20 protein-coding genes and 1 tRNA gene are annotated in these 26,178 nt (G+C 55.9%); 10 read left to right on the top strand and 11 right to left on the bottom strand.

The window, feature by feature from the left end; all coding sequences use genetic code 11:
- Positions 1 to 207: 207 nt before the first annotated feature.
- From HEQ72_RS06410 to HEQ72_RS06390, 5 genes are all read right to left on the bottom strand, one after another.
- The gene (locus HEQ72_RS06410) at positions 208 to 837 is read right to left on the bottom strand and encodes a ribonuclease HII (RefSeq protein WP_168022903.1); all 630 of its coding nucleotides are present in this window, start codon (positions 835 to 837) and stop codon (positions 208 to 210) included.
- Positions 830 to 2,092, bottom strand: coding sequence for a cation:proton antiporter (locus HEQ72_RS06405; protein ID WP_168021074.1), 1,263 nt, complete (start codon positions 2,090 to 2,092; stop codon positions 830 to 832). The genes HEQ72_RS06410 and HEQ72_RS06405 overlap by 8 nt, the downstream gene beginning before the upstream one ends.
- Positions 2,093 to 2,173: 81 nt before the next feature.
- On the bottom strand, positions 2,174 to 3,169 hold the full coding sequence (locus HEQ72_RS06400) for a YeiH family protein (protein ID WP_245183237.1): 996 nt from the start codon (positions 3,167 to 3,169) through the stop codon (positions 2,174 to 2,176).
- A gap of 25 nt (positions 3,170 to 3,194) precedes the next feature.
- The gene (locus HEQ72_RS06395; RefSeq protein ID WP_168022902.1) at positions 3,195 to 5,069 is read right to left on the bottom strand and encodes a lytic transglycosylase domain-containing protein; all 1,875 of its coding nucleotides are present in this window, start codon (positions 5,067 to 5,069) and stop codon (positions 3,195 to 3,197) included.
- A gap of 83 nt (positions 5,070 to 5,152) precedes the next feature.
- Complete coding sequence (locus HEQ72_RS06390) at positions 5,153 to 6,031, bottom strand: uracil-DNA glycosylase (protein ID WP_245184214.1); 879 nt, start codon at positions 6,029 to 6,031, stop codon at positions 5,153 to 5,155.
- 136 nt (positions 6,032 to 6,167) lie between these two features.
- Between HEQ72_RS06390 and HEQ72_RS06385 the strand changes: the two genes are divergently transcribed.
- The 3 genes from HEQ72_RS06385 to HEQ72_RS06375 are packed head-to-tail and all read left to right on the top strand — an operon-like array spanning position 6,168 to position 10,609.
- A complete protein-coding gene (locus HEQ72_RS06385) occupies positions 6,168 to 7,805 on the top strand; it encodes an electron transfer flavoprotein-ubiquinone oxidoreductase (protein WP_168022901.1) in 1,638 nt (545 codons plus the stop codon).
- Positions 7,806 to 7,844: 39 nt separating this feature from the next.
- Positions 7,845 to 9,626, top strand: coding sequence for a tetratricopeptide repeat protein (locus tag HEQ72_RS06380; protein WP_168022900.1), 1,782 nt, complete (start codon positions 7,845 to 7,847; stop codon positions 9,624 to 9,626).
- 53 nt (positions 9,627 to 9,679) lie between these two features.
- The gene (locus HEQ72_RS06375; protein WP_168022899.1) at positions 9,680 to 10,609 is read left to right on the top strand and encodes a 4-(cytidine 5'-diphospho)-2-C-methyl-D-erythritol kinase; all 930 of its coding nucleotides are present in this window, start codon (positions 9,680 to 9,682) and stop codon (positions 10,607 to 10,609) included.
- Here the strand turns inward: HEQ72_RS06375 and HEQ72_RS06370 are convergent.
- Complete coding sequence (locus HEQ72_RS06370; RefSeq protein WP_209316203.1) at positions 10,606 to 11,157, bottom strand: GNAT family N-acetyltransferase; 552 nt, start codon at positions 11,155 to 11,157, stop codon at positions 10,606 to 10,608. The two genes, HEQ72_RS06375 and HEQ72_RS06370, sit on opposite strands and share 4 nt — an antisense overlap.
- A 130-nt stretch (positions 11,158 to 11,287) precedes the next feature.
- On the opposite strand from HEQ72_RS06370, the gene HEQ72_RS06365 reads away from it, so the two are divergent.
- A tRNA-Gln gene (locus HEQ72_RS06365) sits at positions 11,288 to 11,362 on the top strand.
- Between the two features lie 39 nt (positions 11,363 to 11,401).
- Here HEQ72_RS06365 and HEQ72_RS06360 read toward each other — a convergent pair.
- On the bottom strand, positions 11,402 to 12,397 hold the full coding sequence (locus tag HEQ72_RS06360; protein WP_245183238.1) for a dipeptidase: 996 nt from the start codon (positions 12,395 to 12,397) through the stop codon (positions 11,402 to 11,404).
- Between the two features lie 172 nt (positions 12,398 to 12,569).
- Between HEQ72_RS06360 and HEQ72_RS06355 the strand changes: the two genes are divergently transcribed.
- Genes HEQ72_RS06355 through HEQ72_RS06345 form a run of 3 tightly spaced genes read left to right on the top strand, consistent with a single transcriptional unit; the run spans position 12,570 to position 15,315 of the window.
- On the top strand, positions 12,570 to 12,812 hold the full coding sequence (locus HEQ72_RS06355; RefSeq protein WP_209315715.1) for a FeoA family protein: 243 nt from the start codon (positions 12,570 to 12,572) through the stop codon (positions 12,810 to 12,812).
- Complete coding sequence (gene feoB, locus HEQ72_RS06350) at positions 12,809 to 15,064, top strand: Fe(2+) transporter permease subunit FeoB (protein WP_168022897.1); 2,256 nt, start codon at positions 12,809 to 12,811, stop codon at positions 15,062 to 15,064. The genes HEQ72_RS06355 and feoB overlap by 4 nt, the downstream gene beginning before the upstream one ends.
- Positions 15,061 to 15,315, top strand: coding sequence for a FeoC-like transcriptional regulator (locus tag HEQ72_RS06345; RefSeq protein ID WP_168021065.1), 255 nt, complete (start codon positions 15,061 to 15,063; stop codon positions 15,313 to 15,315). The genes feoB and HEQ72_RS06345 overlap by 4 nt, the downstream gene beginning before the upstream one ends.
- A 183-nt stretch (positions 15,316 to 15,498) precedes the next feature.
- Here the strand turns inward: HEQ72_RS06345 and HEQ72_RS11725 are convergent, their stop codons facing one another.
- Positions 15,499 to 18,567, bottom strand: coding sequence for an autotransporter domain-containing protein (locus tag HEQ72_RS11725; protein WP_168022896.1), 3,069 nt, complete (start codon positions 18,565 to 18,567; stop codon positions 15,499 to 15,501).
- Positions 18,568 to 18,934: 367 nt separating this feature from the next.
- On the opposite strand from HEQ72_RS11725, the gene HEQ72_RS06335 reads away from it, so the two are divergent.
- Together HEQ72_RS06335 and megL are read left to right on the top strand one after the other, a co-directional pair.
- Positions 18,935 to 19,828 carry an alpha/beta hydrolase gene (locus HEQ72_RS06335; protein WP_168022895.1) on the top strand — a complete coding sequence of 298 codons (894 nt, stop codon included), beginning with the start codon at positions 18,935 to 18,937 and terminating at the stop codon, positions 19,826 to 19,828.
- 142 nt (positions 19,829 to 19,970) lie between these two features.
- On the top strand, positions 19,971 to 21,218 hold the full coding sequence (gene megL, locus HEQ72_RS06330; protein ID WP_168022894.1) for a methionine gamma-lyase: 1,248 nt from the start codon (positions 19,971 to 19,973) through the stop codon (positions 21,216 to 21,218).
- A gap of 28 nt (positions 21,219 to 21,246) precedes the next feature.
- On the opposite strand, the gene HEQ72_RS06325 is transcribed toward megL, so the two are convergent.
- Together HEQ72_RS06325 and HEQ72_RS06320 are read right to left on the bottom strand one after the other, a co-directional pair.
- Positions 21,247 to 22,935, bottom strand: a complete 1,689-nt coding sequence (locus HEQ72_RS06325) for a methyl-accepting chemotaxis protein (protein ID WP_168022893.1) — start codon at positions 22,933 to 22,935, stop codon at positions 21,247 to 21,249.
- 189 nt (positions 22,936 to 23,124) lie between these two features.
- The gene (locus HEQ72_RS06320) at positions 23,125 to 24,342 is read right to left on the bottom strand and encodes a DUF2325 domain-containing protein (RefSeq protein WP_168022892.1); all 1,218 of its coding nucleotides are present in this window, start codon (positions 24,340 to 24,342) and stop codon (positions 23,125 to 23,127) included.
- A gap of 565 nt (positions 24,343 to 24,907) precedes the next feature.
- Between HEQ72_RS06320 and HEQ72_RS06315 the strand changes: the two genes are divergently transcribed.
- The gene (locus HEQ72_RS06315; protein ID WP_168021059.1) at positions 24,908 to 25,123 is read left to right on the top strand and encodes a hypothetical protein; all 216 of its coding nucleotides are present in this window, start codon (positions 24,908 to 24,910) and stop codon (positions 25,121 to 25,123) included.
- An 84-nt stretch (positions 25,124 to 25,207) separates the two neighbouring features.
- Here HEQ72_RS06315 and HEQ72_RS06310 read toward each other — a convergent pair whose 3' ends face one another.
- Entirely contained in the window at positions 25,208 to 25,981 is a 774-nt protein-coding gene (locus HEQ72_RS06310) for a ferredoxin--NADP reductase (RefSeq protein WP_168022891.1), read from the bottom strand.
- Positions 25,982 to 26,178: the final 197 nt, after the last annotated feature.

The raw sequence follows: 26,178 nt of genomic DNA, 5'->3' as shown, positions 1-26,178 counted from the left end.
AACCATCAGCCATCATTCTTCTGAACATTGGCTCGGACAGACCACAGACACAGCATCATGTGTTACCTGGGGTAAAGCATCCACAATCCCTTGATGGTGTTGCGGCAAAGCAACACAGAAAGAAAATCACACTATCCACAAGCTGTGGATAGTGTGATGCGACTCGTTGTATTGCCTGTGAATCATAACAATCTTGCAGGAAAGAATTCACACACTCTCAAACAGGCTGCCCTGACCGGCAAAGCTGCGCCGATGATGCGGGGTTAGCCCATGCCTGGTAATTGCTTCGCGATGAGCAGCCGTTCCATAGCCCATGTTTCTATCCCAGCCATAAGCCGGGAAATCTGCCGACAATACCTCCATCATGCGGTCACGAGTTACCTTTGCCATGATAGATGCTGCGGCAATAGACAAGCTCAAGCCGTCACCTTTCACAACACACATCACCGGACACGGAAAACTCTTCGGAGCCTGGTTTCCATCAATTAAGGCCACATCAAGGCACACGCCCAATCCATTCACAGCTCGTGCCATGGCCAGATGCGTTGCTCGCAGAATATTGATGCCGTCTATCTCTTCCACGCTGGCGATACCAACCGACACGACCACACCAGGACTGCTGGTCAGCATCGAGAACAAGGCATCCCGCCGTGAGGCCGACAGCTTCTTGCTGTCATTCAGACCATGGAGCAAAACATCCGGCAACAGGTCTGGATCAAGCAAGGCAGCCCCCGCGACAACAGGTCCTGCCAAGGGGCCACGGCCAGCCTCATCAACACCGGCAACATTTGAACCAAAGCGGGACCGTGCGTCATTTTCCAGATAAAAATCAGGCATCTCTACTCCTGGAGACAATACGGGAAACAAGAGCCCAATAACGACGGGCTTTATGGATCTCGGGCGCGCAGGCCACACGCAAAACATCGGCAGGGCCAGAGAAAGATTCCGTGCAGGTATTCAGGCGACGCACCGGTATTTGCCACAGAGGACTGATCGTCAGGGACAAAACTGTCACAGCAACCACCAACTGCCCCTCCCCGCTCTCCAGGAGCCTGCGGGAAACCCCGGCTCCCGCCAGCATAAAGGAGAACTCCCCGATCTGTGCCAGCGTTACCCCCACACAGAATGAACGGCGCCAACTGATCTTCTGCAAACGCAGGGCAAGCACGTTGATCGTCGCCTTGATCACGGTAACAGCAACCAACATCAGCAAGACGATACCGATATTGTCACGGAGGAATGTCAGATCAAGCAGCAGACCAACAGACAGGAAAAACACCATCAGCAATAAAGCCTGTATCGGGTGGGCATGATGCCTCAGGCTTTGTCCATCCGCACTGTTCCCGATGACCAGACCGGCCACAAAGGCCCCATACCCAGGTGAAAGTTCAGCAAAACCAGCCAAGGCAGCCGCCCCGAAGCAGGCTCCAAACGCGGCCAGCGGCCCAAGATCAGGGTGCCCCGAGACTGTTCCGACAAAGGGTAGACGAATGTCCCGACGCAACAAAACCCAGACCAGAGCAACCAGAATAAGGATCGACACGGCAACCCGCAGCATGACCTTGGGATCGATACCATCACCCGTCAATGCCGACAGCGTCAGCATCATTGGAACAACAGCCATATCCTGGGCGATCAGGATACCAACCGTCAGCCGTCCGGACGGACTGTCCAGCTCTCCTCTTTGCTCAAGGACCTTGATCACCACAGCTGTCGAGGACAATGCCAGACAGAAGCCCAGCAGAACGGCGGTTCCTGCACTCCAGTCAAGCAGCCGGTGAAACAGGAGCATGACCCCGACACTCCCCCCCGTCTGCAAAAGCGTGGTCAGAACCGCCACACGCCACACTTCAGCAAAGCGATGGACCGACAATTCAAGCCCGATCACAAACAGCAACATAACAATGCCCAGCTCGGCCAACAGGGCAACACCACCACGATCCGTGACCATTCCCAAGGCCGAGGGGCCAAGGATAACACCAGCAAGGATGTAACCAATAATCGCTGGCTGACGCAAACGCGTGAAAACAACACCACAAGCCATCGCAGCCAAGGCTGTTATGGCCATCCCTGTGAAATCATGATGCTCCATCGGACACTACCCTGAACGACAAGACACGACGACCCGGCCAACATGCCTGCCGTGACCGAGCCAGAAGAAAAACAATAACCGTCAGGACATAAAGGCCAAAAGCAGAACAAGGGCAAGCGCAACCATGGCAATCCAGGCCACACATCCCAACAACAACGGGGCCATCCCGAGACGATGCAACTGGCGGAAATCTGTACGCAAGCCCAGCGCGGCCATACCCGAGGTCAACAGCATGGTTGCAAGCAGGCCCGCGTGCTCTTCTACAGAACCAGGCAATACTCCAGCGCTACGCATGACAAAAAGAGCTGTAAAACCGACCACAAACCATGGAAGACCCATGGGAACATGCACGTCGTCACAGTTCTGTCGCCTCTGGAAGAAAACAACAATAAACAAGGCAGGAACAAGCAGAACAACCCGCAGAAGCTTTGCCAGCGTACCAATAACTCCGGCATCAGGACCAACCTGCCAGGAAGCGGCAACGGCCTGGGCCACTTCATGCAAGGTTGCCCCACACCACAGTCCGCCCCTGAATTCATCCAGATCAAACCAGTGTACAAGGTATGGCAGGATGAACATGCCACAGGTACCAAGCAGGGTAACCAAGGCAATGGCGCAGGCGACGTGCTCGGGAGAAGCCCGCGCCACATCACGACCCGCCGCAATCGCCGAAGCCCCGCACACGGATGTTCCCAAGGCAATCAGGGAAGTCAGGCGGGGATCAAGACCCATTCCCCGCCCCAGCCATAATGTCAGCAGCAACACAAAGAGAAGGCACACGACAACAAGGCCCATGCCTCCAAGCCCGATGGCCTGCATCTCTGCCAATGAAACAGTTGCTCCCAGGCACACAAGGCCAGAGCGCAGGAGAATGCCGGCCATGGCAATCTCACCCGGTTCACGGCAAACAGCACATGGAAGAGCAGACCGCGCGACGATACCAAGAACAATGGCCAGACTCAACGTCCCGAAGCCAAAGGCAAGGTTCAGATGGTGCAGCAAGAAAGCCACCAAGGTAACAAACGACACGGACAATACGCCGGGGACGCAAGACAGATAGAAGGTTACGCTACGCATCAGATATGTCTTCTTCTCCGTATCCCTACATAACCCTGACAATCATAGCAGGCGGAAAGACATAACCTGAACGGAAAGACAGCGACTGATCCTGAGAAGTGGCCGGGGCCGTGCGGGCATCCTGCGGAACATAAAGAGGCCAACGCCCGGAAGCCACCATGTCCAGTCCGGGATTGTCCTGCCCCAGGCGATCACGATAAATCCACAAATCTGCCAAAACACGCTCGATATAGGCACGCGTTTCACGAGACGGGATAGCCTCTATGAACAGCAAGGGATCATCGTCGTACCGGACCGTCTTTCTCCAGCGCGCCAGCGTGCCCGGTCCTGCGTTATAGGCAGCAGCAACAAAAAACATGTTTCCCTTTATGTCCGGCAAACCCAAAAGATGCTCAAGGTACGACTGCCCCAAGGACAAACTGACTTCGGGATCCATAACGGCCCGAGACCCACCCAGCCAACCATTATTCTCCATACGTGCAACCGCACGGGCCGTAGCAGGCATGATCTGCATCAACCCGACCGCACCAGCCGGAGAACGCGCTGCCGGATTAAAAGCTGACTCCTGGCGGGCAAACGCATACAGCATGGCACGGTCCAACGCCCATCCATTGCGAGGCTGCCAGGCAGGCACCGGATACCGGGCCGATTCAAAGGAGTTATCCATACTCTGGGTACGAACAGATGACAGGTGCAGGGCCAGACTGGCCATCCCTTCCCGCTCTGCGAAATGGAGGATCGCCTGCCTTTGTTCATGACTGGCTGCGGGGTACAAGCGGCGCAACTCATCTTCTGCACGATCATGCTTGCCGACCAGAACCAATGCCAAGGCACGCCGCCCAGCCGGTGAGTCAGTGATCGCTACCGCTTCCTGCTCCGTGATTGTATCCGTACGCCACGAAAAGTCCAAAGGCAGGCCAAGTGCCCGCCGTGCAATCAACCCATAAAATGTATGCGGATAGGATGCTGCGATATGAAGTGACTGGCTGACTTCCTGCGGCCGCCGATTTTTCAGGGCAGAGCGGGCGGACCAATAAGCCGCAGCAGAACGAACCCAAGGCGAGGCATTATCTGCATCACGCAATGCAGAGAACCATACAGCCGCCTCCTCGTAATCATGGCGCCGCCAGCTTGCCAAGCCACCGGCCCAGTGGGCCAGCGACAGAGCACGCGAGTCCCGGCCACGTACCTGACGGGCAAAACGCAGGGCTGTTTCATCTTTTCCCTTGATAAAAGCAGCATAGGCGAGAGAGGCCCACAGACGATCACGATCAACTGAAGACAAAGGACTTGTCCTGAGAAGATTGCTTGCTGCATCAAAGCGACCGGCAACCAGGTGCCCCCGGAAGATACGTCCTGTCTTCAGAACAGACGCTGCACGGGAGGATAAAACAGATGCCTCCCTCTCCCACCGCGGATCATCACCGGAGATACCCGCAACAAGCCCTTCCGGCGAGACGGGATGCGGCAAGGGTCCTCCACCGCGTTTGCGGGCCAGCCGATAGATGCGGCGGGCATCATGGTGATCTGCGTACAGTTCCATCCACGACCGGAGTTCCTGGAAAGACGCCTTGCCATAACGGGCGGAAAGATATCGATCCTGCAAGACATAACCAAGCAACAGCTTGCTGTCCAGAGAACGCACAACATGATCTGCGGCGACAAAAAGACCTTGATCCTGAAGGGAAAAAATACGCTGGTAGCGTTCAACATCAGGCGCCGACAACACACTGGAAATACCAACATGTCGCGCCCCGTCATCACCGGGATCGGGGGAGGAAAAAGCGCAAGCTGGAAGCCCTGAAAAGAGCAAGCACAGCAGAGACAAAACAATCCCCCCTGCACACTGGCGCAGCAGAACAGCCACACCACACCCTGCACACCAAATGGGCTGGATCATCAGATATCACTCCGCTATCGCCGCCAACCTGCTTATACGCGTGGGGTGACTTGGCAACAAGGTGAAGGAAACAGGCGACATGATCACAAGGGCGCGAGCGATCCCAGCTTCAGCTTGACTTCCAGAAGATCACGCCATGCCTGGCGCTTGTGAGCCGGGTTACGCAGCAAATACGCTGGATGAAAAGTGGCCAGTGCCGGAACCGGAGCGGAAAGCCCCGGACTTGACCAAGACCGCCAATGCCCACGCAAACGGGTGATACCTTCCGTACGCGCAAAAAGGTTCTTGGCCGCCAATCCCCCAACCAAAAGAAGGACTTTTGGCTGTACCAACTCAATATGACGAACAAGGAAGGGAAGACAGACGGCAACTTCGGCATCTGTAGGCGCACGATTCCCCGGCGGACGCCACGGCAGCAGGTTGGTGATGTAGTAAGAACGACGATCAAGGCCAATGCTGGAAAGCATGCGATCCAGAAGTTGGCCACTGACCCCGACAAACGGTTTGCCTTCCCGGTCTTCATCCCGTCCCGGTGCCTCGCCAACAACCATCAGGTCTGAATCCGGGTTGCCATCAGCAAAAACAGTCCGTGAAGCCGTCACCTTCAGAGGACATCCTTCAAAAGCCTCGACAGCGGCACGCAAAGTTTCCAGATCCAGACATTCTGCGGCAGCACGCGTTGCACCAAACCGTGCCGCTGCCGGCTCATCCTGCAAGGAGGAAGACGCAACAGAATGACTACGGGGGACAGCAGCCGGTGCTGGCAGGCTCACACCTTCTGGCAACGGGGAGACAGGCCGCACAGGAGCAGCATCAACAGCAGGACGGGACAAGGCAAAGCGATCTTGCGGCTGTTCACCAACAACCTCGTCAACGCCGGCATCAAGATACCAACGTAAAAGAGCCGGTCCCGACAGTACATCCGGGGTACACTGTGTATTCTCGATCATGGCCCAGACCATAGCACACACTTTCCCGGATCGTCACTTCTCCGTACACGACCCTCCCCCTCTTTCCATATAATCCCTTTCCTGCAAGCTCTTGCCCCCGTATGCTGGCCGCTTGATACAGCCGCGTGACAAGACAGGGGAATGACCGATGAAGCGGGAGTCCATGGAGTTTGATGTGGTTATCGTTGGCGGTGGCCCCGCCGGACTCAGCGCATCAATCCGGCTCAAGCAACTGGCTGCCGCGGAAGGGCGGGAACTGTCAGTATGCGTTATTGAAAAGGGATCAGAAATCGGAGCCCATATCCTGTCTGGTGCGGTCATTGAAACGCGTGCCCTGGACGAGTTGATTCCAAACTGGAAGGTCAAGGATTCTCCCCTCAAAACACCGGCAACAGACGACAATTTTCTGTTTCTGACAGAAACCAGGGCCTTCCGCCTGCCCACACCACCGCAGATGCATAATCATGGCAACTACATCGTTTCCTTGGGCAACCTTTGCCGGTGGCTGGCAGAACAAGCCGAAGAAGCCGGTGTAGAAATCTATCCGGGATTCGCGGGAGCAGAGATCCTGTACGATGAAACCGGCGCGGTGCGCGGTGTGGCAACAGGGGACATGGGGCGAGACCGTAATGGGGAGCCAACGGACCAATTCCAACCCGGCATGGAGCTTGTTGCCCGCCAAACCCTGTTTGCAGAAGGCGTACGCGGTTCACTGGCCAAGGAGTTGATGGAACGCTTTGATCTACGCAAGGACTGTGATCCGCAAACGTACGGGATCGGGATCAAGGAAATCTGGGAGGTAGACCCATCCGTACACCGTCCGGGACGGATTGTGCATACCATTGGCTGGCCAATGCGGGCCGATACCTATGGCGGATCATTCCTCTATCATATGGAAAACAATCAGATCGCCATCGGCTTTGTCGTCGCCCTCGACTACTCCAACCCATATCTGTCTCCTTTTGATGAATTCCAGCGTTTCAAGACCCATCCATCCGTCAGACCACTTCTGGAAAAAGGACGAAGGGTTGCCTATGGCGCCAGAGCAATCAATGAGGGAGGCTTCCAGTCGATCCCGAAACTGACATTTCCCGGCGGGGCCCTGATCGGCTGCTCGGCAGGCTTCCTGAACGTCCCGAAAATCAAGGGAACTCATACCGCCATGAAATCCGGCATGGTTGCCGCAGAAGCTGTCTTTGAAGCCCTGTCAAACGGTGCATCATGCCGGGATGAAGTCAGCGCTTACGGGCATATGATGAAAGCCTCGTGGGTGTGGCCGGAATTACACAAAGCCCGCAATATCCGCCCCTCTTTCCACAAGGGTCTCTGGGGCGGCCTGATCTATTCGGCACTGGCAACCTATGTATTCAGGGGCAAGGAACCCTGGACGTTCCACAACCACGCCGACCATGCCTGCCTGAAGCCGGCCTGTGCCGTCCCCGTGATCCAGTACCCCAAACCAGATGGCGTCATTACATTTGACCGGCTTTCCTCGGTCTTTCTGTCCTCAACCAACCACGCAGAGAACCAGCCCTGCCACCTGACCCTGAAGGATCCAACACTGCCTGTTTCTGTAAATCTGAAGATCTACGCAGGGCCTGAAGCACGATTCTGTCCCGCCGGAGTCTATGAGTTTGTTTCTGACCCAACAACCGGGAAAGACCGTCTTCAGATCAACGCTCAAAACTGTGTACACTGTAAAACATGTGATATCAAAGATCCCTCCGGGAACATCAACTGGGTTGTTCCGCAAGGGGGAGACGGGCCCAACTACCCGAATATGTAAAAACAGGGTACAGGTACAAACAGGCTGAATCGATTGGATATGCTTTCATACAAGATTTGTGGCAGATGGCCTCGTCGGCGCAGCCTGTCCCGTGCCCTGCCCCGGGCGGCCACTCTCTGGGTATCCGGAGCAGCCCTGTTGCTTGCATCGTGTGGTCCGGTCTCGGAATACGGCAGTGTCAGTCTTGCATCCGAGCTTCAGGATCACCCCCCGCCCTTGTCGTCTGCTTTCGGGCAATATCTGGCCGGACGTCAGGCGCAGGTGGAACACGACAGCACCGCGGCAGCCACTTACTATCAGGGTGCCCTTCTGCGTGACTCTGCCAATATCGAGCTGGCACGCCGCACGTGGTATTACATGCTGGTCTCAGGCCAAAGCAAGAATGCCATTGCCTTGGCCGCAGCAACATTGCCACATGACAAAGGGAACACGCTTGCCCCGCTTGTGGTCGCAACGGGGGCCGCCCATGAAGGGCGCTGGCATGATGCGCTGGAGATTCTCGCGCCCCTGAAGACACAAGGCCTGAACAGCTTTGTGGTTCCGCTTATGCGGGCGTGGATCCTTGCCGGGTCGGGGCAACACGACCAAGCACTGGAAACACTCAGGCCCATGCGTCAACAGCAACAGCTTGTACCGCTGCACGATTTTCACGCTGGCTTGATCCTGGATACGGCAGGCCGGGATGCCGAAGCTGGCTACTGGTACGAGAAAGTTCTGGATGGGTCATCGCTTTCCCTGCGGGCTGCCCAGATTATAGCCGCCTATCTGCACCGGAATAGTAAGACAGAAGCCGCGCTGGAGCTTTTTGAACGCTATAGACGGGAACACATGTCTTCCGTTCTTGTCGACGCCGCATTGATGGAATTCCGTTCAAGTAATGGACAGGACAGACCTGTTCGCTCTGCATCGGATGGGTTGTCCGAAGCCCTGTATGGTACCGCCTCTTCCATTGTGCAGGAGAAAGCGTGGGATGCCGTTCTGGTCTTCTCTCGCATGGCCTTGATCGCAAGACCCGACTTCAGCTACGCACAGCTGATGATCGGAGATGTTCTGTATGAACAGCGGCGTTGGAAAGAAGCGGCCCACATCCTTGGCAGCATTACAAAAGATACCCCCCTGTTCTGGCCGGCCCGCCTGAAAATGGCCGAAGCGTTTGAGCAAGATGGCCTTCCGGATAAAGCCCGTAACGTCTTGAATACTCTCTCGGATATGCACCCGGAAACACCGGAACCCTTGATGCTTCTGGGCGATCTGGAGCGACGACAAAATCGCTGGTCAGCAGCCATATCGGCATATCGCTCTGGCCTGGAGCGGCTGAAAGGAACAACCATACCGACGTGGCCGGCCCATTACAGCCTGGGCATGGCCTTGGAGCGCAACGGGCAGTGGAGTGAGGCGGAGAAACACCTGCTTCTGGCCTTGGAGCAACAGCCAGACCACCCGATGATTCTGAACTATCTTGGGTATTCATGGATCGACCGTGGCCTGAATCTGGAACGTGGCAAAGCCATGATTGAACAGGCCGTTGCCCAGCGCCCTGATGATGGCTTCATAGTCGACAGTCTGGGGTGGGCCCTGTACCTTCTGGGTGACTATCAGGGCGCAATCACCTATCTGGAACAAGCCGTCGAGCTGGAACCAGCTGATCCAACCATCAATGATCATCTGGGCGATGCATACTGGAAAGCAGGGCGCACGCGGGAAGCCATTTTTCAGTGGAAACGGGCCTTGAGCCTGAAGCCAGAAGACAGCATAGCCCGAAGTATCACGCAGAAACTGGACGAACACGCCAAGGGCCGTGAAGGCACATCGCCGCAGTAAGATCTTCGTACCACCCGAAGAATGAAAAGAGACGGCACCGCCAAGGACAGGACATGACCACTTCTGAAAAGACAGTGTGCGTTGCAGCCCCAGCCAAGGTCAACTTGACCTTGCACCTTACGGCACGTCGTGACGATGGCTATCACATGCTGGAAAGCCTTGTGGTGTTTGCAGGCATTCTGGACCACATCACACTGGAACCGGCAGAAACATTTTCATTGGTTATTGAGGGGCCCCAGGCCCACAATCTGGACACCTTGGATCCAGCAGACAACATCACCCTGCGAGCCGCACGGAGCCTAGCTGCTCTTGCAGGACGTAAGGATGGCGTGCGGGTGGTTCTGGAAAAAAACATCCCTGTTTCTGCGGGAATAGGTGGAGGCAGCGCTGATGCCGCAGCAGTCCTGCACGGCCTGATACGCTTGTGGTCTTTTTACCCCACAAAAGCAGCCCTGCATGAATTGGCTCTTGGCTTGGGTGCCGATGTTCCGGTGTGCCTGCAGGGACGTTCAACAATCATGGAGGGGATTGGCGACATCCTGCATGAAGCCCCTCCCCTGCCTGGATTCTGGCTGGTGCTTGCAAACCCGGGCGTAGAAGTCTCCACACCTCGGGTCTTCCGGGCCCATGCCGGTGACTTTCTCCCCCCGGTCCGGCTGACCGATACACCCCGCTCCGCCGAGGATCTGGCCATACAACTGCGTAAAGGACGCAATGACCTGACCGCCGCAGCCATAAGCCTGGAACCGGTTATCGGGGAATGCCTGGCTCTTCTGACAGCCTTGCCGTCGTGCCTGCTTGCCAGAATGTCCGGTAGCGGAGCAACGTGCTGGGCACTCTTCTCTACAGAGTACGAAGCCCGGACAGCGGCCAAAGCCTTACGGACAACCAAGCCTGCGTGGTGGGTTGCAGCAGCCCCGGTTCTACATACCGTGGACCCGTTCGGGCTGGCGGACTCACCGGTCTCGCTCACCGGGATCTAGTCCTTCGTCATCACATCAACCGTGGTGGTTGCCAAGGATAGGCGCAACAACTGCTTGTCAAGAGGATAGCCCGGCATACCCTGCCAGGCATCGACTGGACCACTCTTTCTGTACCCGGCTGCCAAGTAAAATGGCAGCGCTGTCCTGGTGCTTGTCAGCGCGACGGTGGAATGCCCTCGCCCCGATATCCATGCCTCAAGATGCGATAAGACAGACCGGCTGATCCCTCGAAACCGATGAAGAGGATCTACGTAGTCCAGAAGAATCTCACCATCTACACTGGCAGCACCAACGCCCACAACACAGTTGGCATCTTCTGCAACAACGAACCTGAGGCTCTCGGAATCAATCCAGAGAGCAACCGTATCGGAGGTCTTGTTGGCAAGCCAGAGCGCTATCCGCTCGGGTATTCGTCCGTGATCCTCTTGGCACAACTCCACAATAGAGCGCCGCAGCACATCTGTTGCCGCGCATACATCACCGGGCTTCCCTGTTCGTATATGCACAATACCCCCCGAGACATCAAGAGAGCAGATAATAAACCCCAAAATAGCCCTTGCGCACCAGATGTATGTTGTGGACCAAAGTGTTGGCGTGTGCACAAAAGACTGTTGCACAGGTCAGAAGAATACCTTATGGTGCCGCCCTCTCGCACAGGGTAGTCTTTACCTTGTCTGTTGGGGTGTAGCCAAGTGGTAAGGCAGCGGTTTTTGGTACCGCCATTCCCAGGTTCGAATCCTGGCACCCCAGCCACCATCTCGTCAGGCATAGCATGCACTTGAGACGCCCGGTTCAGACACTGGCGCTTCCCCATGTTGCGCTGGCAACCCGCCTGAAGTTCCCCCCCATAATTTTGCTGACATCATCCCGATTGTACCCGTGCGCAAGCAAAGAACGGGCAAGACGTGACAGATTCTCCGGGGCATAGACCTTGACCGGATAACCAAGCGTGTATCCACGCGCAACAGGCCACCAGTATCCCCGGTCAACACCGTCGGGAAAGTCCGTCATTCCGGGCAGTTCGTGCATGACATCCAGGCCAATCCCGACGTGATTTATACCCGCAACAGCAACGACATGATCGATATGACGGATCATATCCTCGTCCTGCACATCCGTCTGGATACCAAAAAAACGATTCAATCCGGACAGTCCGACCACACCCCCGGTCTGCGCACAGGCACGAATCAGATCATCATCAATACAGCGCTCATGCCCGCACAATGCACGGGGATTGGTATGGCTGAAAACAACGGGACGCTGCGCAACCTCCATAACATCAAGGGAAGAACGGCGCCCCATATGCGAACAATCCATGATCATCCCGTTGTCATGCACAGCCCTCACCATACGGCGCCCCAGTGCAGTCAGAGGCATGTCATCGTCATGACAGCCCCCGGAAACACTGTTGTTACGGTTATAGGCAAAGTGAATCTGGCGTACACCCAAAGCTGAAAAGACCTCCAGCATCTCGGGCATATCCTGAAGCATTAACGAACCTTCAAGATCAAAGGCTATGGCAAGGGCCCCCTTGGACCGTGCAACATCAATGTCCGCCACTGTACGAACAAGAGACCAGCGGTCAGGAGATTCCGCAATTTTGGCACGGAAGGCGGCCAAGACGCGCATAATCTGGGAGATCTGGTTCATATCCATGCCAACATTGACAGAGACAAACCCGGTCCCACCGCGAACATGGCTGTCCAAAAGAGACAAAGGTGCCCGCACATCAAGGGGCAAACAGACATGCGAATCCCAGATCAGGTCAGGCAGCCAAGAGTCCATCATGCAAAGCATCCTTTATAGGCAGAACAAGGTGTAATAAGGGCCACGTCCACGTTTCAAGTTGAGGCAGATCAATTCATCATATTGACAGATAGCATATGAAAATCAGATCAAGTTGCAGCAGCCCGCACTCCTGCGGCCCACTGCCAGAAGCCGATACCCGAACAACAGAACCATGGCAGATATGACTCTTCAGGATCTATACCCCGGACAAGCCGCACGTGTCATCGGATTACAGGGAGGGAATGCCGGATACCGGCAGCGCCTGTTGGCCATGGGCCTGACACCGGGGACCCGCTTTACAATCACACGTGTTGCCCCATTGGGAGACCCGCTGGAGCTGCATGTCCGGGGTTGCAGTCTGACCATACGCCGTTCTGAAGCCAGTATTGTCGCCGTGGAGGTCCTGTTACCATGACCCTGCACATTGCACTGGCCGGCAACCCAAATTCCGGAAAAACAACGCTTTTCAATGCGTTGACAGGGTTGCGGCAACACGTTGGCAACTGGCCCGGCGTGACCATCGAGAAAAAAACCGGCACCATAAAATTACCGAACGGACGCTGCGTCACACTTGTCGACCTGCCAGGAACCTACATGCTGGGCGGACCGAATACCAGCAGCGAGGATGAGCGGATTGCCCGTGATGCCCTGTTGCTTGACAAACCTGCCCTGATTATCAATGTGCTGGATGCCTCGGCGCTGGAGCGGAACCTCTACCTGACCACACAGATTCTGGAAATGGGTGTCCCCCTGATTCTGGCCATCAACATGATGGATGTGGCAGAAAGCAAGGGAATCACCATTGACCATGAGCAGCTGTCCGCAAGCTTGGGATGCCCGGTTATCCCTTTGATTGCCTCTCGCTCCCGTGGACTGGAGCAACTCAGGACAACGCTGGAGAAGGCAATAAAGGCCCCAAGCGGAACAGAACGACGCCCGGACCATCACGCAAGCATTATTGAAGCCTCTCGGGCGCTCGTTCCCTTCGTCAACGACAAGGCCAGAATGGAAGGTATTGACCCCACATGGGCAGCCCTGCGCCTGATTGAAGGTGACAGCCTGGCCGAAACCCTGACGGATGCTGCGGGGATTAACGCTGCAGAAACAGCCCGTAACGACATCAGCACAAACAGTGGTGAAGACGCGGATATCCTGATTGCCGAAGGACGTTACACCTTTATTGGCGCGATTCTGGCTGATTGCTGCAAAAAGACCCCCACGAAAACGGCAGGCACGACAGGGAGGCTTGATTCCCTGGTTCTGAACAAATTTGCGGGAATCCCCATCTTTCTGGCCGTTATGTACCTGATGTTCCTGCTGACCATCACGCTGGGCGGGGCCTTCATCGACGCCTTTGACTTGGCAGCAGGTGCTTTGCTGGTTGATGCTCCGGCCCGCCTTCTGGAAGCGACCGCTGCCCCCGCATGGCTTGCTGCCGTTGTAAGAGCTGTCGGCCAAGGCATACAAACCGTTTGCACCTTTATTCCCATTATCGGCTTTCTGTTTCTCTTCCTGTCTGCCTTGGAAGATTCGGGCTACATGGCTCGCGCGGCATTCGTTGCCGATCGGGCCATACGCAGCCTCGGCCTACCCGGAAAGGCCTTTGTACCCCTGATCGTCGGGTTTGGCTGCAATGTCCCGGCAATCATGGCAACCCGAACCCTGGAACATCGGCGTGAAAGAATCCTGACATCCATGATGGCACCTTTCATGTCATGCGGGGCCAGATTGCCCGTTTTTGCGCTTTTTGCCGCCGCTTTCTTCCCCGAAAACGGCCAGAATGTGGTGTTCGGTCTTTATATTCTGGGTCTGATGGCCGCTGTAGGCACTGGGCTTGTCCTCAAACACACATTTCTGGGGGGAGGATCGCTTCCCTTCATCATGGAATTACCCCCGTGGCATGTTCCTTCGGGACGAACAATCCTGCTGCAAACACGACAACGCCTTGCTGGTTTTGTCTTCCGGGCCGGCCAGGTGATTGTTCCGGTCGTGACCGTTCTTTCCCTCCTGGCATCAACAGGCACGGATGGAACATTTGATATTACAGACAAGCAGAATTCTGTCCTGGCATCAGCAAGCCGCGCCCTGATCCCTGCGCTCGAGCCTCTTGGTATTGATGATGACAACTGGCCCGCTGCAGTCGGGCTGGTAACCGGCCTATTTGCAAAGGAAGCCATTATCGCCACACTGGACAGCCTGTATGTCTCTAACCACGATGATCAAAGCACGGCGGACTCAACAGCTCCACTCCTTACAGCGCTGGCTGATGCCTTCGCTACCATCCCCACAAACATAATGGCCCTGACCGGACTTGGAGCGGCTGAAAACAATGCGGATCACCAAGAAACACCCCTGACACAAGAACTGGCACGAAGGTTCAGCAGCCCACCAGCAGCCTTGGCCTATATGGTACTGGTGCTGCTCTACAGCCCATGCGTAGCGACCCTCGGTGCTATCCGGCAGGAAATCGGCACACGCTGGATGCTGTTCTCTGCCATCTGGACAACGGCACTGGCTTGGCTATCAGCTGTCGCGATCTACCAAGGCGGAACTTGGGCCACAAAACCGGGACACCCCGTAATCGCCACAAGTATAAGCCTGATGCTGGCCCTAGGAGCTCTGGCTGGCATCACCCTGAACAGACGCCGGAAACAGAGAACAGCATGAACAGCTTGTTTGCCATACGGCACTGCCTGCAAGCCTATGGCCCCTTGTCTGCAGCCGATATTGCTGCGCATGTCAACAGTACCGAGGAAGCCGTAGAACCCCTGATCGAACGATGGATCGCGAAGGGACAGATTCGCCGTGTAACCGCTCCCCCACCCTGCGGTACACACCGTGGGGGATGTGCCACATGTTCTTCTGTATCTGTTGATCGATATGAATGGATACAACACAGAGCTGCCTTGCACCCATAAAAGACCGTGAAGTACCTGCCCAATGGCTTACGCAGAGAGGCAACTTGCCTCTTACGCTCTTCATCAATGTCAGCATGGGCAGCGAACTTTGCATGATAACGCAAAACCCCCCGCCGAAGCGAGGGGCTCTGCCAGATAGCAGGGTCGGATGTACACAATACACCCAACTGACACTACAAGGGATCAGAAGTTGACACGACCTGTCAGCATGCCGTTGTGACCGACATAGCCAGACCGCATTTCTGCGTCATAGTCCGCACGAACTTCCCACACACCATCAGCCGTGGTGTAGCCCAAGCCGGCACCAATGGTACCACCGAACCGGGACCGCTTCAGGCCAGAGGTGTTGAACAGGGTTGTATCGCCGGAATACTTACCGGTGCTGGTGGCATCATCACCGATGAAGTCATACAGCGCCGCAGCCCGCAGTTCCGGACGAACGACAGAACCGCGCAGGGTTTTGTGTTCATAGGCCAGCGAACCACCCAGGCTTCCTTCCAAGATGCTGGTTGCCGAAGGATCAACAGTCATGTTGAACGCACCGGCACCGGTTTCCGTGTACTTTGAAGGATCGGTATAGGTGTAGGACAGACCTGCTTTCGGGGTCAGGGTGACGGCACCACGGTGCAGCGGGGATCCGGCGGCGACAGAGGCAGAGTACTGGTTGGCGTCATACTTGCCTTTGGCGGTCCGGTCCAGACCACCGATGGTAATCTGGCGGGAGGTCTTCACGCTGTTCTGGGCATAAGCCAGCTGACCTTCAACGAAGAAACCCTCTGGCTCATACGAACCGTACAGGGCAACCTGGTAGGATGTCACATCGGTCTTTGTCTGGCTGGCACCCTTGCCCTTCATGTCGGACTTGGATGTGCTGAGGGCCAGACCAACGCGCACGTCGTCGGCAACCATGTTGTCCATACCAATGGTCATCCCATAGCTGTTGGTGCTGTTTCCAGCCACACCACCACGGGATTTCTGGGTTGCGGTGCTGCCTGCGGCCTTGACCCAGGCGCCATTGCGCAGGGTGCTGTCACCGGCGGCGGTACCGCTTTGTTGCAGACCGGCCACATCAGTACCGGTACGGGCCGATGCCAAGCGGGATGTAACGGCATCAGCCGCAGCGCGGGATGCGGTGTTGATAGCCTGGTTGGCCTGAGACACCGTGGATACAGCCGACTGACGAGCTGCATTTCCGGCATCGCTGCCCTTTTCCAGAGCCATATTCAGGGCTACACGGGCCTCGGCATCATCACCCAAAGAACGAACCACAGCCTTAATGGCCTTGGCTTCATCGACGCTGACCGACAATCTACGGGCAATCTCACTGTCGCTGCGCGGAGCAACCACTGTATCAACCAGCTTCCCGTCGGCTGAAAGGGTGTTGGTCACCCGGGCCAGAATGGTGCCATAGTCATGATTAAAAACAGATTTTGCAAGGCGGAGATCGTCACCTGCAAGACCAGACAAACCATTCGTCAAACTCAACGACTTGAACTTGCCTTCCAGGATCGTATTTTCTACTCCAAATTGATAGAATGAAGCCTTCTTATTTGCACTATCAAAGGTAAAGCCAGACGTCGAGTTAGCCTCCAACACTGCCTTTCCTTCTTTGTTGGCAGCATCGATACCCTTCTGGGAGACAACGATTTGTGCACGCCAGTAATTATAGCTGACACCACTTTCGTCGATGAACGTTTCCTTGGTGGCTTCGTCCTGCGTCGGGGCGTTCAGCGCACCATGGACTTTGACTGGCCCATCAAGCAGCAGCGCGGTATTGGCTTCCAGATGCAAGTTCTTTGCATGCACCTCGCCGGTACCAAGACGAAGGTTACCGTGCTTCAAGTGAACGTCTTTCAAAGACTTGCCAGCTGCACCAATTGATCCAATGCTGGACCCTTCGGTAGCGTACAGGTGCAGAACGCCCTTCCCGTCACCCGTAGCTTCCACTTTGCCAATGTTGAAGCCTGTAGCCTTGTCGCCACTGCGACCGATTCTGCTGGTGCCCTCTCCATCAAGCATCAAGGTTTCTGTGCCAACGTAACCCAGATTGATCGCATTGCCGCTGTATGTCACAGAACTGCCTGAACCGCTGGAGGTACGTTCAATTCCAGCATTCAGGGTCAGCTTTTTGGCATAAACATCGCCACCGGTTGCAACGGCCTTGTTTTCTGTTGCGTTGATGGTGACATCAGCAAAACGACCGCCGGGGGTACCAATATTGCCAACGGTGCCGCCCTTTTGGGTTACCTTGCCACCAGCCACGGTATCCACGGCAGCGCGCAGTTCCAGCTTGCCCTGGCCGTTCTTGGTGGTGGTCACATTGCCAAGGTCAAAGCCTTTGTTCCCGGCACCAACGATGCTTGTGCCCTTGCCTTCAACGACCAAGGTACCTGCCTTGGCATAACCAACCGTCGCGGTCTTGCCATCGGCTGCATTCATACGCAGCGCGTTGGCATAGACATCTTGTGCCGTCGCATTATTGCCAGTGGCTTCAATCGTTACACTGTTCAGCTTCTTGTCGGCAGCACCAATGTTACCAACTACAGACTCGACAACAGCACCTTCTGTGCCGAGGACCAGGTTCCCCTCGCCATCTGTCTTGGTTGTGACCTTGCCAAGGCTACCGGGCATACCGGCATTGCCAAAGTCAAAGCCATTTGTGATCTTCAGGGTGCCCTTACCCTCCAAGGTAAGGTCGTTGCGGGAACCACCACTCACTTTTATAGCGAGGGACTTCAGCGTAACGGTTCTGTCATCTCCAGTCTTGATACTCAGCTTGTAGGTATTGACAGCCTCGGATACGGATGCATCAACAGCCTCGGCCGTAATCTCGACCTCACGCAGGGCCCTACCCGCACCGACAAGACCCGCAATACTGGATGCACCTTCTTTAGCAACGAACTTCAGGACACCAACCTTATCGGTGCTGGTCAGGACGCCCGTTACCTTGGAACCATCGGAAAGATCCAAGGTGATTTCTTTAGCCAAGACATCCGCACCAAGGGTGATGGTGCCGGTATGATGGTCTGGAGTGACCTTATACGTTCTTGTCGCTGAGGCGTGCTTCTGAATAGTTACGTCGTCAGATGCAACTTGACCAGCACCAGAATCAGGCGCTGTGGATTGCACTACGGTATCTGAAGAAGACGACAGGTCAATAGTTCTATCCGCCGCCCCTACCACGCCGGGAATTGCCATAACAACTGCGGCCAGCGCCGTTGTTGCCAAAAGATGCTTACGTTTTTGTAACACGATCGGTTCTCTTCCTGTGTTGTGTTGATGCCAACCACACGCACCGGACATGGACACCTGCGGTTATGGGGTTCCCTGCCTGCGCGCCGGACTCTCTTGATAATACGTTCCGGCCATGGGTCAACATGCAAAACACACCCATCATGTTGATTTTATTTAGTTTTTTAACTCCATAATTGCTATCTGAACAAACTACACTTTTTCGTTGCCACCCCTGTTACATAGATGCCACAGCACGACAAATGCCATGATTGCTGCTTGCAGAAAATTATATTCATGGTTGAAACGTAAAAGCACGTTTGCCATGACGCCTTTCCCCGGGTGGTGTACACAGGCCACGCTAATCTTGATCACGGAGCCCAATCCCATGACATCCGCCGCAAAAACGCCTGTATCCCGGTGCGTACGTGCCATGGACATACATCGCTGGCTGGCCGTTCTGGTCATGGTGGGGCTGGCCGGGTGTGGGGGCGGGCCTTTGGGGGATCGTCTCGATTCGGCGCTGGCTACAGGCCGGGCACAGGGTATGCAGCCGCAATGGCTGGACAGTGGGCCGTTCACTCTGCTGGCCCAGATACGGATACAGGCACCGGATCAACCATTGCGGCTTTATATAGAAGGGGATGGCTTTGCCTGGATCACCCGCACCCGGCCTTCGCCCGATCCCACGCCGCACCGCCCGGTGGCGTTATGGCTGGCGGCCCGTGATCCAGCGCCCAACGTGGCGTGGCTGGCGCGTCCGTGCCAATACAGCATGCTGGCCCGGCCGGAAACAGCATGCGACCGGTCGTACTGGACACATGCCCGCATGGCTCCTACCGTCATAGAGGCTGTGGATGCTGCCGTAACCGCCCTGCGCGAACAGGCCGGGGCCACAGCGGTGGAGCTGGTCGGCTATTCCGGCGGGGGGAGTATTGCCGCCGTGCTGACCGCACGCCGGAGTGATGTGGTGGCTTTACGTACTGTAGCCGGCAACCTGGATTCCGGGGCCTTTGTCCGGCATCACCGGGTTTCCCCCATGACCGGGTCTGTCGATGCTGTCACAGAGGCCGCGCGCGCGCGCGCTGTGCCACAGATCCACTTTGTCGGGGATCACGACCGCATTGTCCCCCCTTTCCTGGCCGATACCTTTATCCGCCGAGCAGGGCCAGCGGCTGTCAAGATCGTGGTTCCAGGCATGGATCATGCCCACGGGTGGGATACCGCATGGCCCACACTCCTGCAGCATCCTCTGCCGGATGTAGCCAAGACATCACCGTGATATCCTAGTACCGTGAAAAAGACACATTTACATTGCCGCAAACAAAAACCGGACATACCCTGTGCACGATCGTTCCGGACCTGTTGTGAAGGGTCCGGCGACGAAGGGGCAACAATAAAACAAAAAATACAGGGGACGTACCATGTCAGATACAAAACAGGCCGGGTTCGCCACCCGGGCCATTCATGCAGGCTATGATCCACACAGCCATCAGGGCTCCTTGGTGCCGCCGGTTTACATGACATCAACCTTTGCATTTCCCAATGCCCAGACCGGAGGAAAACGCTTTGCCGGCCATGACGCCGGGTTTGTCTACACCCGTCTGGGGAACCCGACACTGGCGCTGCTGGAAACACGACTGGCTGCACTGGAAGGAACCGAAGCTGCGCTTGTCACCGGATCCGGCATGGGGGCCATTGCAGCCACCCTGTGGGCCCTGCTGTCCCCCGGGCAGGAGATTATCGTTGACCAAACCCTGTACGGCTGCACGTTTGCCCTGTTGCACCATGGCCTGGCCCGGTTCGGGGTCAAGGTTACCCATGTGGACCTGACCAATCCGAAGGCACTGCCCGCCGCTATCGGGCCAGATACCGCCGTTGTATATTTCGAAACTCCGGCCAACCCCAATATGCGCCTGATCGATATTGCCGCCGTATCGGCTATAGCCCACCAAACCGGGGCCGTGACAATTGTCGACAATACCTACGGTGCCAGCGTTATCCAGCGCCCGGCCGAGATGGGAGCCGATCTGGTCGTGCATTCCGCCACCAAGTACTTGGGTGGGCACGGTGACCTGACCGCCGGAGCCGTTCTGGGGACAAGTGACATGGTTGCGACTATTCGCGCAACAGGATTGAAGGACATGACCGGGGCTGTGCTGTCTCCGTTCGATGCCAGCCAGATCCTGCGCGGGCTGAAAACGCTGGAGCTACGGATGGCCCGGCACTGTTCTACAGCCGCCGCTATCGCACGCTTGCTGGAAAAACATCCGGCTGTTCGCACCGTCATGTATCCGGGGCTGGACAGCAACCCTTCGCACGATCTGGCACAGCGGCAGATGACCGGGGGTTTTGGCGGCATGGTTGCCTTCGAGCTGCATGAGGGAATGCCCGCCGGGCTGGCTTTTATCGATGCCCTGCGCCTTGTGACCTGCGCTGTCAGCCTTGGCGATCCAGAAACGCTGGTGCAACACCCGGCCAGCATGACCCATTCCACCTATACGCCGGAAGAGCGGGCAGAACACGGGATCTCCGATGGACTGATACGAATCTCAGCCGGGCTGGAGACACCGGTCGATATTCTGGGTGACATCCGCCAAGCACTGGACCATACGCGCACATTCAGCAACAGGAAACCCGTCGGAAACTGTACTTCCCGGCGGGCGCTATGAACACATTGTGCATCGGGTAACCGGAAGGCTAACCCCCGTTCCGGATTTCCTCGACAAAGCGGGTGACTTCGGTCCTTAACACTGCGGATTGCTGCGCCAGCTCCTTGGCTGCAGACAGAACTTGGCTGGCGGAATTACCAACCTCGCCGGATGCTTCGTTCATGCTGCGGACGTTCTTGGTCACCTCGCCCGTACCGTTGGAAGCTTCTTCCACGTTACGAGCAATCTCACGCGTGGCCGCATCCTGTTCTTCCATGGCCGAGGCAATAGCCGCAGAAATCTGGTTCAGGCGCCCGATGGTCTCGATCACCATGGCAATTGCCGCCACCGCATCATGGGTCGCATTCTGTACAGCCCCGATCTGCTCGGAAATCTGGCCGGTGGCGCGGGCTGTCTGGTTAGCCAGGCTCTTGACCTCGTTCGCGACTACGGCGAAGCCTTTGCCGGCCTCCCCGGCACGGGCCGCTTCAATCGTGGCGTTCAATGCCAGAAGGTTGGTTTGACTGGCAATGTCATTGATCAAATTGACTACTTCGCCAATCTGTTGGGTAGACTGGGCCAGCCCCTTGATAATCTCGCCGCTACGACCTGTCTGGTCAACGGCATCGGCCGTAATCTGGCTGGAGTCGGAAACTTGGCGCACAATCTCCTGGATCGAGGCTGCCAGCTCTTCTGATGCCGAAGCCACCGTCTGCACGTTGGATGAAGCCTGCGTTGCCGCCTCGGCCACCACCTTACCTTGGGATGCGGACATCGAAGCCAAGGACGTCATGGATTCCGCACTGGCCTGAAGCTCTGTAGCCGCAGAAGACAGTGTTTCGACAATAGATTGCACGGACGACTCGAAACGATCGGCCAGAGCGTTCATTGCCGCTTTCTTTTCCTGCTCGGCGCGGCGCTTCTGATTGGCCTGCTCGGCCTCCATCTGGCGGATACGGATGCCGTTCTGACGGAAGACATCAACACTGCGGGCCATAACCCCAATTTCATCCTTGCGATCCAGCCCCTGTATTTCAGTGTCAAAATTACCGTCCGCAATGGTTTCCATGACCGAAGCCAAGCCATTCATCGGTCCAGATATTGTCGTCTTGACCAGAACAACAGCGATCAGAACAACGGCAACCAGGCCACCGACAATCAAGACAATCGTGCCAACAATAGCCGCATCAGCGCTATCACCCAGATTATCCGACTTTTTCTGCAGCTCGACATCAACGTTATCAACCAAGGAAGCCACCGTCGTACGCACCGTACGACCCTGTGGGGTTGCCTTGTCGACAAGAACAATCAACCCCTCATCAAACTTGCGTGCAACGATCAGGTCGCGGGCCTCAACAAGGGCACCTTCGTAAACCGCAAACTCCTCGACGATAGCAGTGATACGGGGGGCATAAACGGGCAAAAGCTTTGCGGCCTCTGCCGTCCGTTCCCGGAACAGCTTGAAGTCGTTGTTGATCTCGTCTGATATGCCCTTGAGGACCGCATCCTCCCTTTCCTGCGTCAGGCGATAGGCCAAACGCCCGGCATTCAGCAGGTTTTGGTTGGCCCGCGCCAGAAGCACCTGCACCTTGGTGTCATGGACAAGCAGATCAGAGTAGGAATTATCAATCTCCGCCATGCGGACGACAGCCAAACCACCGGCAGCAACCGTGGCCAAGGCCATAAGAGCGACCACCGCCAGAACTTTGAATGTCATGCCAACGTCAGCGAATCGCATGTCCATCTCTCCTGCCGGGAACCAGGACCAACCATGCCCCACCGGGACTGCGTGGATGCACCGGCGTTGATCTTGGCGGTCGGCCTGGAAGGCAACAAGAAAAACCTGCTTTGCCTTTACATGGAGACACAACTTGACCGTAACAAAACAAACACAATCCCCGGGTGCTTTTAGCCCATAGGCATATTGTCAACTCACCATCCGGGCATGAACCTGCCCCAAAACCCGACGAAAGGTAGAAATACTATGATTGGGCAAGGGAACAAAAAGCTTGCAGGCTTTGCGGCAATTACGCTTGATATGGACCATCGCTTCATGGCTGACGCAGGTCACGGGGCAGAAGACCATGTCCACACATGACACAGCGCCAGCCAGCTGTGGGCAGCCATCATCCAGCCCTCCATCGTGATGGATAAACTCCCCGTTACAGGACCGGACCACATCTTCCAGATGACGGGCAACATGACTTATTCCACCAACATACAAAATCTTCTGCTTTTTCAGGTCAATATCATCCCCGACCCTGTTCCCATCAAAAGCCCCGCGTGAATCTGATCCTTCCTGGCGAAGCCGATTCTCCAGCTCAACAACACGAGCCTCCAAGGCCCGATTCCTCTCCCTCTCACCCGACTCCCGTTCCGATAACAGGTCCAGACGACGCAGAAGTCCTTCAACCTGACGGGCCAAAACATCTCTCTCGGCGCGAGCCGTACGGGCGGCCTCTTCAGATGTACGCAGAACTTCCCCACTTTCCAGATCAGCCAACCGCGACGCCAAATCTTCGACCCGGCGCTGCTGAATACTGGCGATGGCTATGTTCCGTCGCGCCTCATCACGTTCATCGCGCATCTGGGCCATCAAAGCACGCAACCGACCAATTTCTGCCGTGTGCTCAGCCAAAGATGCCTCCAGACGTACTATCTTCTGCATATCGGCCCGCTGCACAGCCCCGGACAAGTGGGACAGCATATGCACCTCACCATAGGCGCGTTCACGCAGATCGCTGCAATCCAGCGGATGAGTCATCAAGGCCCAATAAGCCCCGGGGATATCGCCACTGTCCAATGCCTCGTTCCACAGGGTAGCCAACTCCCCTTCATCACGCGTTCTCATAAAGCGTGATACTGTCGCCTGATAGCGCTTGTCCAAAATCCGCATAACCTGCTTGCCCAGTATCTTGTTCTGGGCTGCTAAATGGACAATGACACCGTGCAGGCGGTAATCGCTGATATCAGGAGCCAAGTGTACAGAAAGCTTTGCCGCAAGCTTCCTGAGATCTGAAAGCGTCAGACATGTCCCGACGATACTGCAATGCCAACGCGGCGCAATTTCGTCCAGGCGAAGACGACGGGAAGAAAGGGGGTATGACTGGGTCAAAAAGTCCTTGGGCAGGCTCATGGGGGACATGCAGATCTCTCCTCGACGGGGTGAGGGATTCTATTTGATATTAATTTTCATTATCAATAAAGGGACCGACCGGGAACTGGCAAGATTTTTTATTGTTTCAGTGCCCGGAAGACCGCTGATGAAAAATGACTGAATAGTCCTCTATGGCACATTGACCCCTGAAACGGGACTCCTATACTGAATACTCGTGGGTGTGCCTGTGGATATGTCCGGCAGGACAAGCGCAATGCCTCCCGCTCTGGCCAACCTGTTGACGAAACAGTACTGTTTGTTGCTCCGGACTTAGCGTGGGTTTTATGCCGTCCAAGCTATCGTTCGGAGGGTTACGGGAAGACAGATCATCCTTGGGTAGACCGTCAAGGAAAGCTCGCAGGTCTGGCGGAGTCGGCGGAAAGCACGCTCTTCTTTTCCGGTTTTCACAAGTTTTTTTTGCCCTGCCCTTGTTTCGCCTTGGTACATGTTTACGAATTGGTGGTTTTTTATCGTGTTGTCACTTGTGCACTGCAATCCGGATGGACCAAGTGCCTTGGCCGCACTCTCCACACAGCTCCCGGGAGGTGAGACCATGCCATCGTTGATTTCTGATACTGCCCGCCGCGCTTTTCTGCGTTCTGTGCGCAGCAATGTCCTTGCCAAGCGCCGTACCATGGCATGGGAAGATCCGGACCTGGAAACTCTTCTGGACGATCCTCTGATCATGGCGGTCATGAACCGCGATGGTGTGCGCCCGGATGATGTAAGGGCTGCTTTTGAGGCCGCACGAGCCAACCTTTCCCATTAAAGGGTACAAAGTACTGCAAAAGAGCCGGAACAGGGACGTTCCGGCTCTTTTATTGTTTGTCAGCATGCGACACTAAGAGGGTCACTACTTCTCGACAAACGCCTTTTCAATAACATACTGACGGGGGTCATTGGATGCTCCCTCGTGAAAGCCACGGCCTTCCAACAACTTGGTCGTATCCGTCAGCATGGCAGGACTCCCGCACAGCATGAACCGGTCATCTTCAACATTAGGTTCTGGCAACCCAAGATCACTGAACATCTTTCCACTCTCTATCAGGGTCGTAATGCGTCCCTGAACGGGGTGCTGTTCGCGAGTTACAGTCGTATAGTAAAGAAGCTTGTCCCGCACCAAATCCCCAAGGAATTCATGCTTCGGAAGTTCGCGGGTAATGTAGTCGGCATAGGCAAGCTCTGCCACTTCCCGGCACCCATGAACAAGGATAATTTTCTCATAACGCTCATAGGCATCAGGGTCACGAATAACACTCATAAACGGCGCAAGCCCGGTACCAGTCGACAAAAGATACAGGTGACGACCGGGCAAGAGACTGTCTTGCACCAAGGTCCCGACCGGTTTGGTACCGACCAGAACCATATCACCAACCCTTATGTGCTGAAGACGGGAGGTCAAAGGTCCGTCAGGAACCTTGATCGACAGAAACTCGAGCTCATCCTCATAATTGGCGCTGACCATGGAATAGGCCCGCAAGAGAGGCTTTCCCTCTACCTGGAGCCCGATCATCGTAAACTGACCATTGATATACCGGAACCCCGGATCGCGTGTTGTCCGGAAACTGAACAGACGATCGGTCCAGTGGTGAACGTAGGTTACTGTCTCCCGCCGAATATTACTCATGATTCTCCACATAATAGCCAGAACCCGGGGCTGCGCCCTTCCCGGGATGTGTGTGCAGGAATGGGGTTTCCGTCAGCGCGACACCCTGCAGAATGATCGTATGGTTAACATGGGGTTACCCCCGAGGCAAATTGATTGGAAGAACCATGTCGTGGCGCATACATACAATGCTGGGCCGCGACAGAAACAGTCGCGGC

The sequence above is a fragment of the Haematospirillum sp. 15-248 genome, from assembly GCF_012102665.1.
GTDB lineage: Bacteria > Pseudomonadota > Alphaproteobacteria > Rhodospirillales > Rhodospirillaceae > Haematospirillum.
This window is presented reverse-complemented; position numbering and strand designations above follow the sequence as displayed.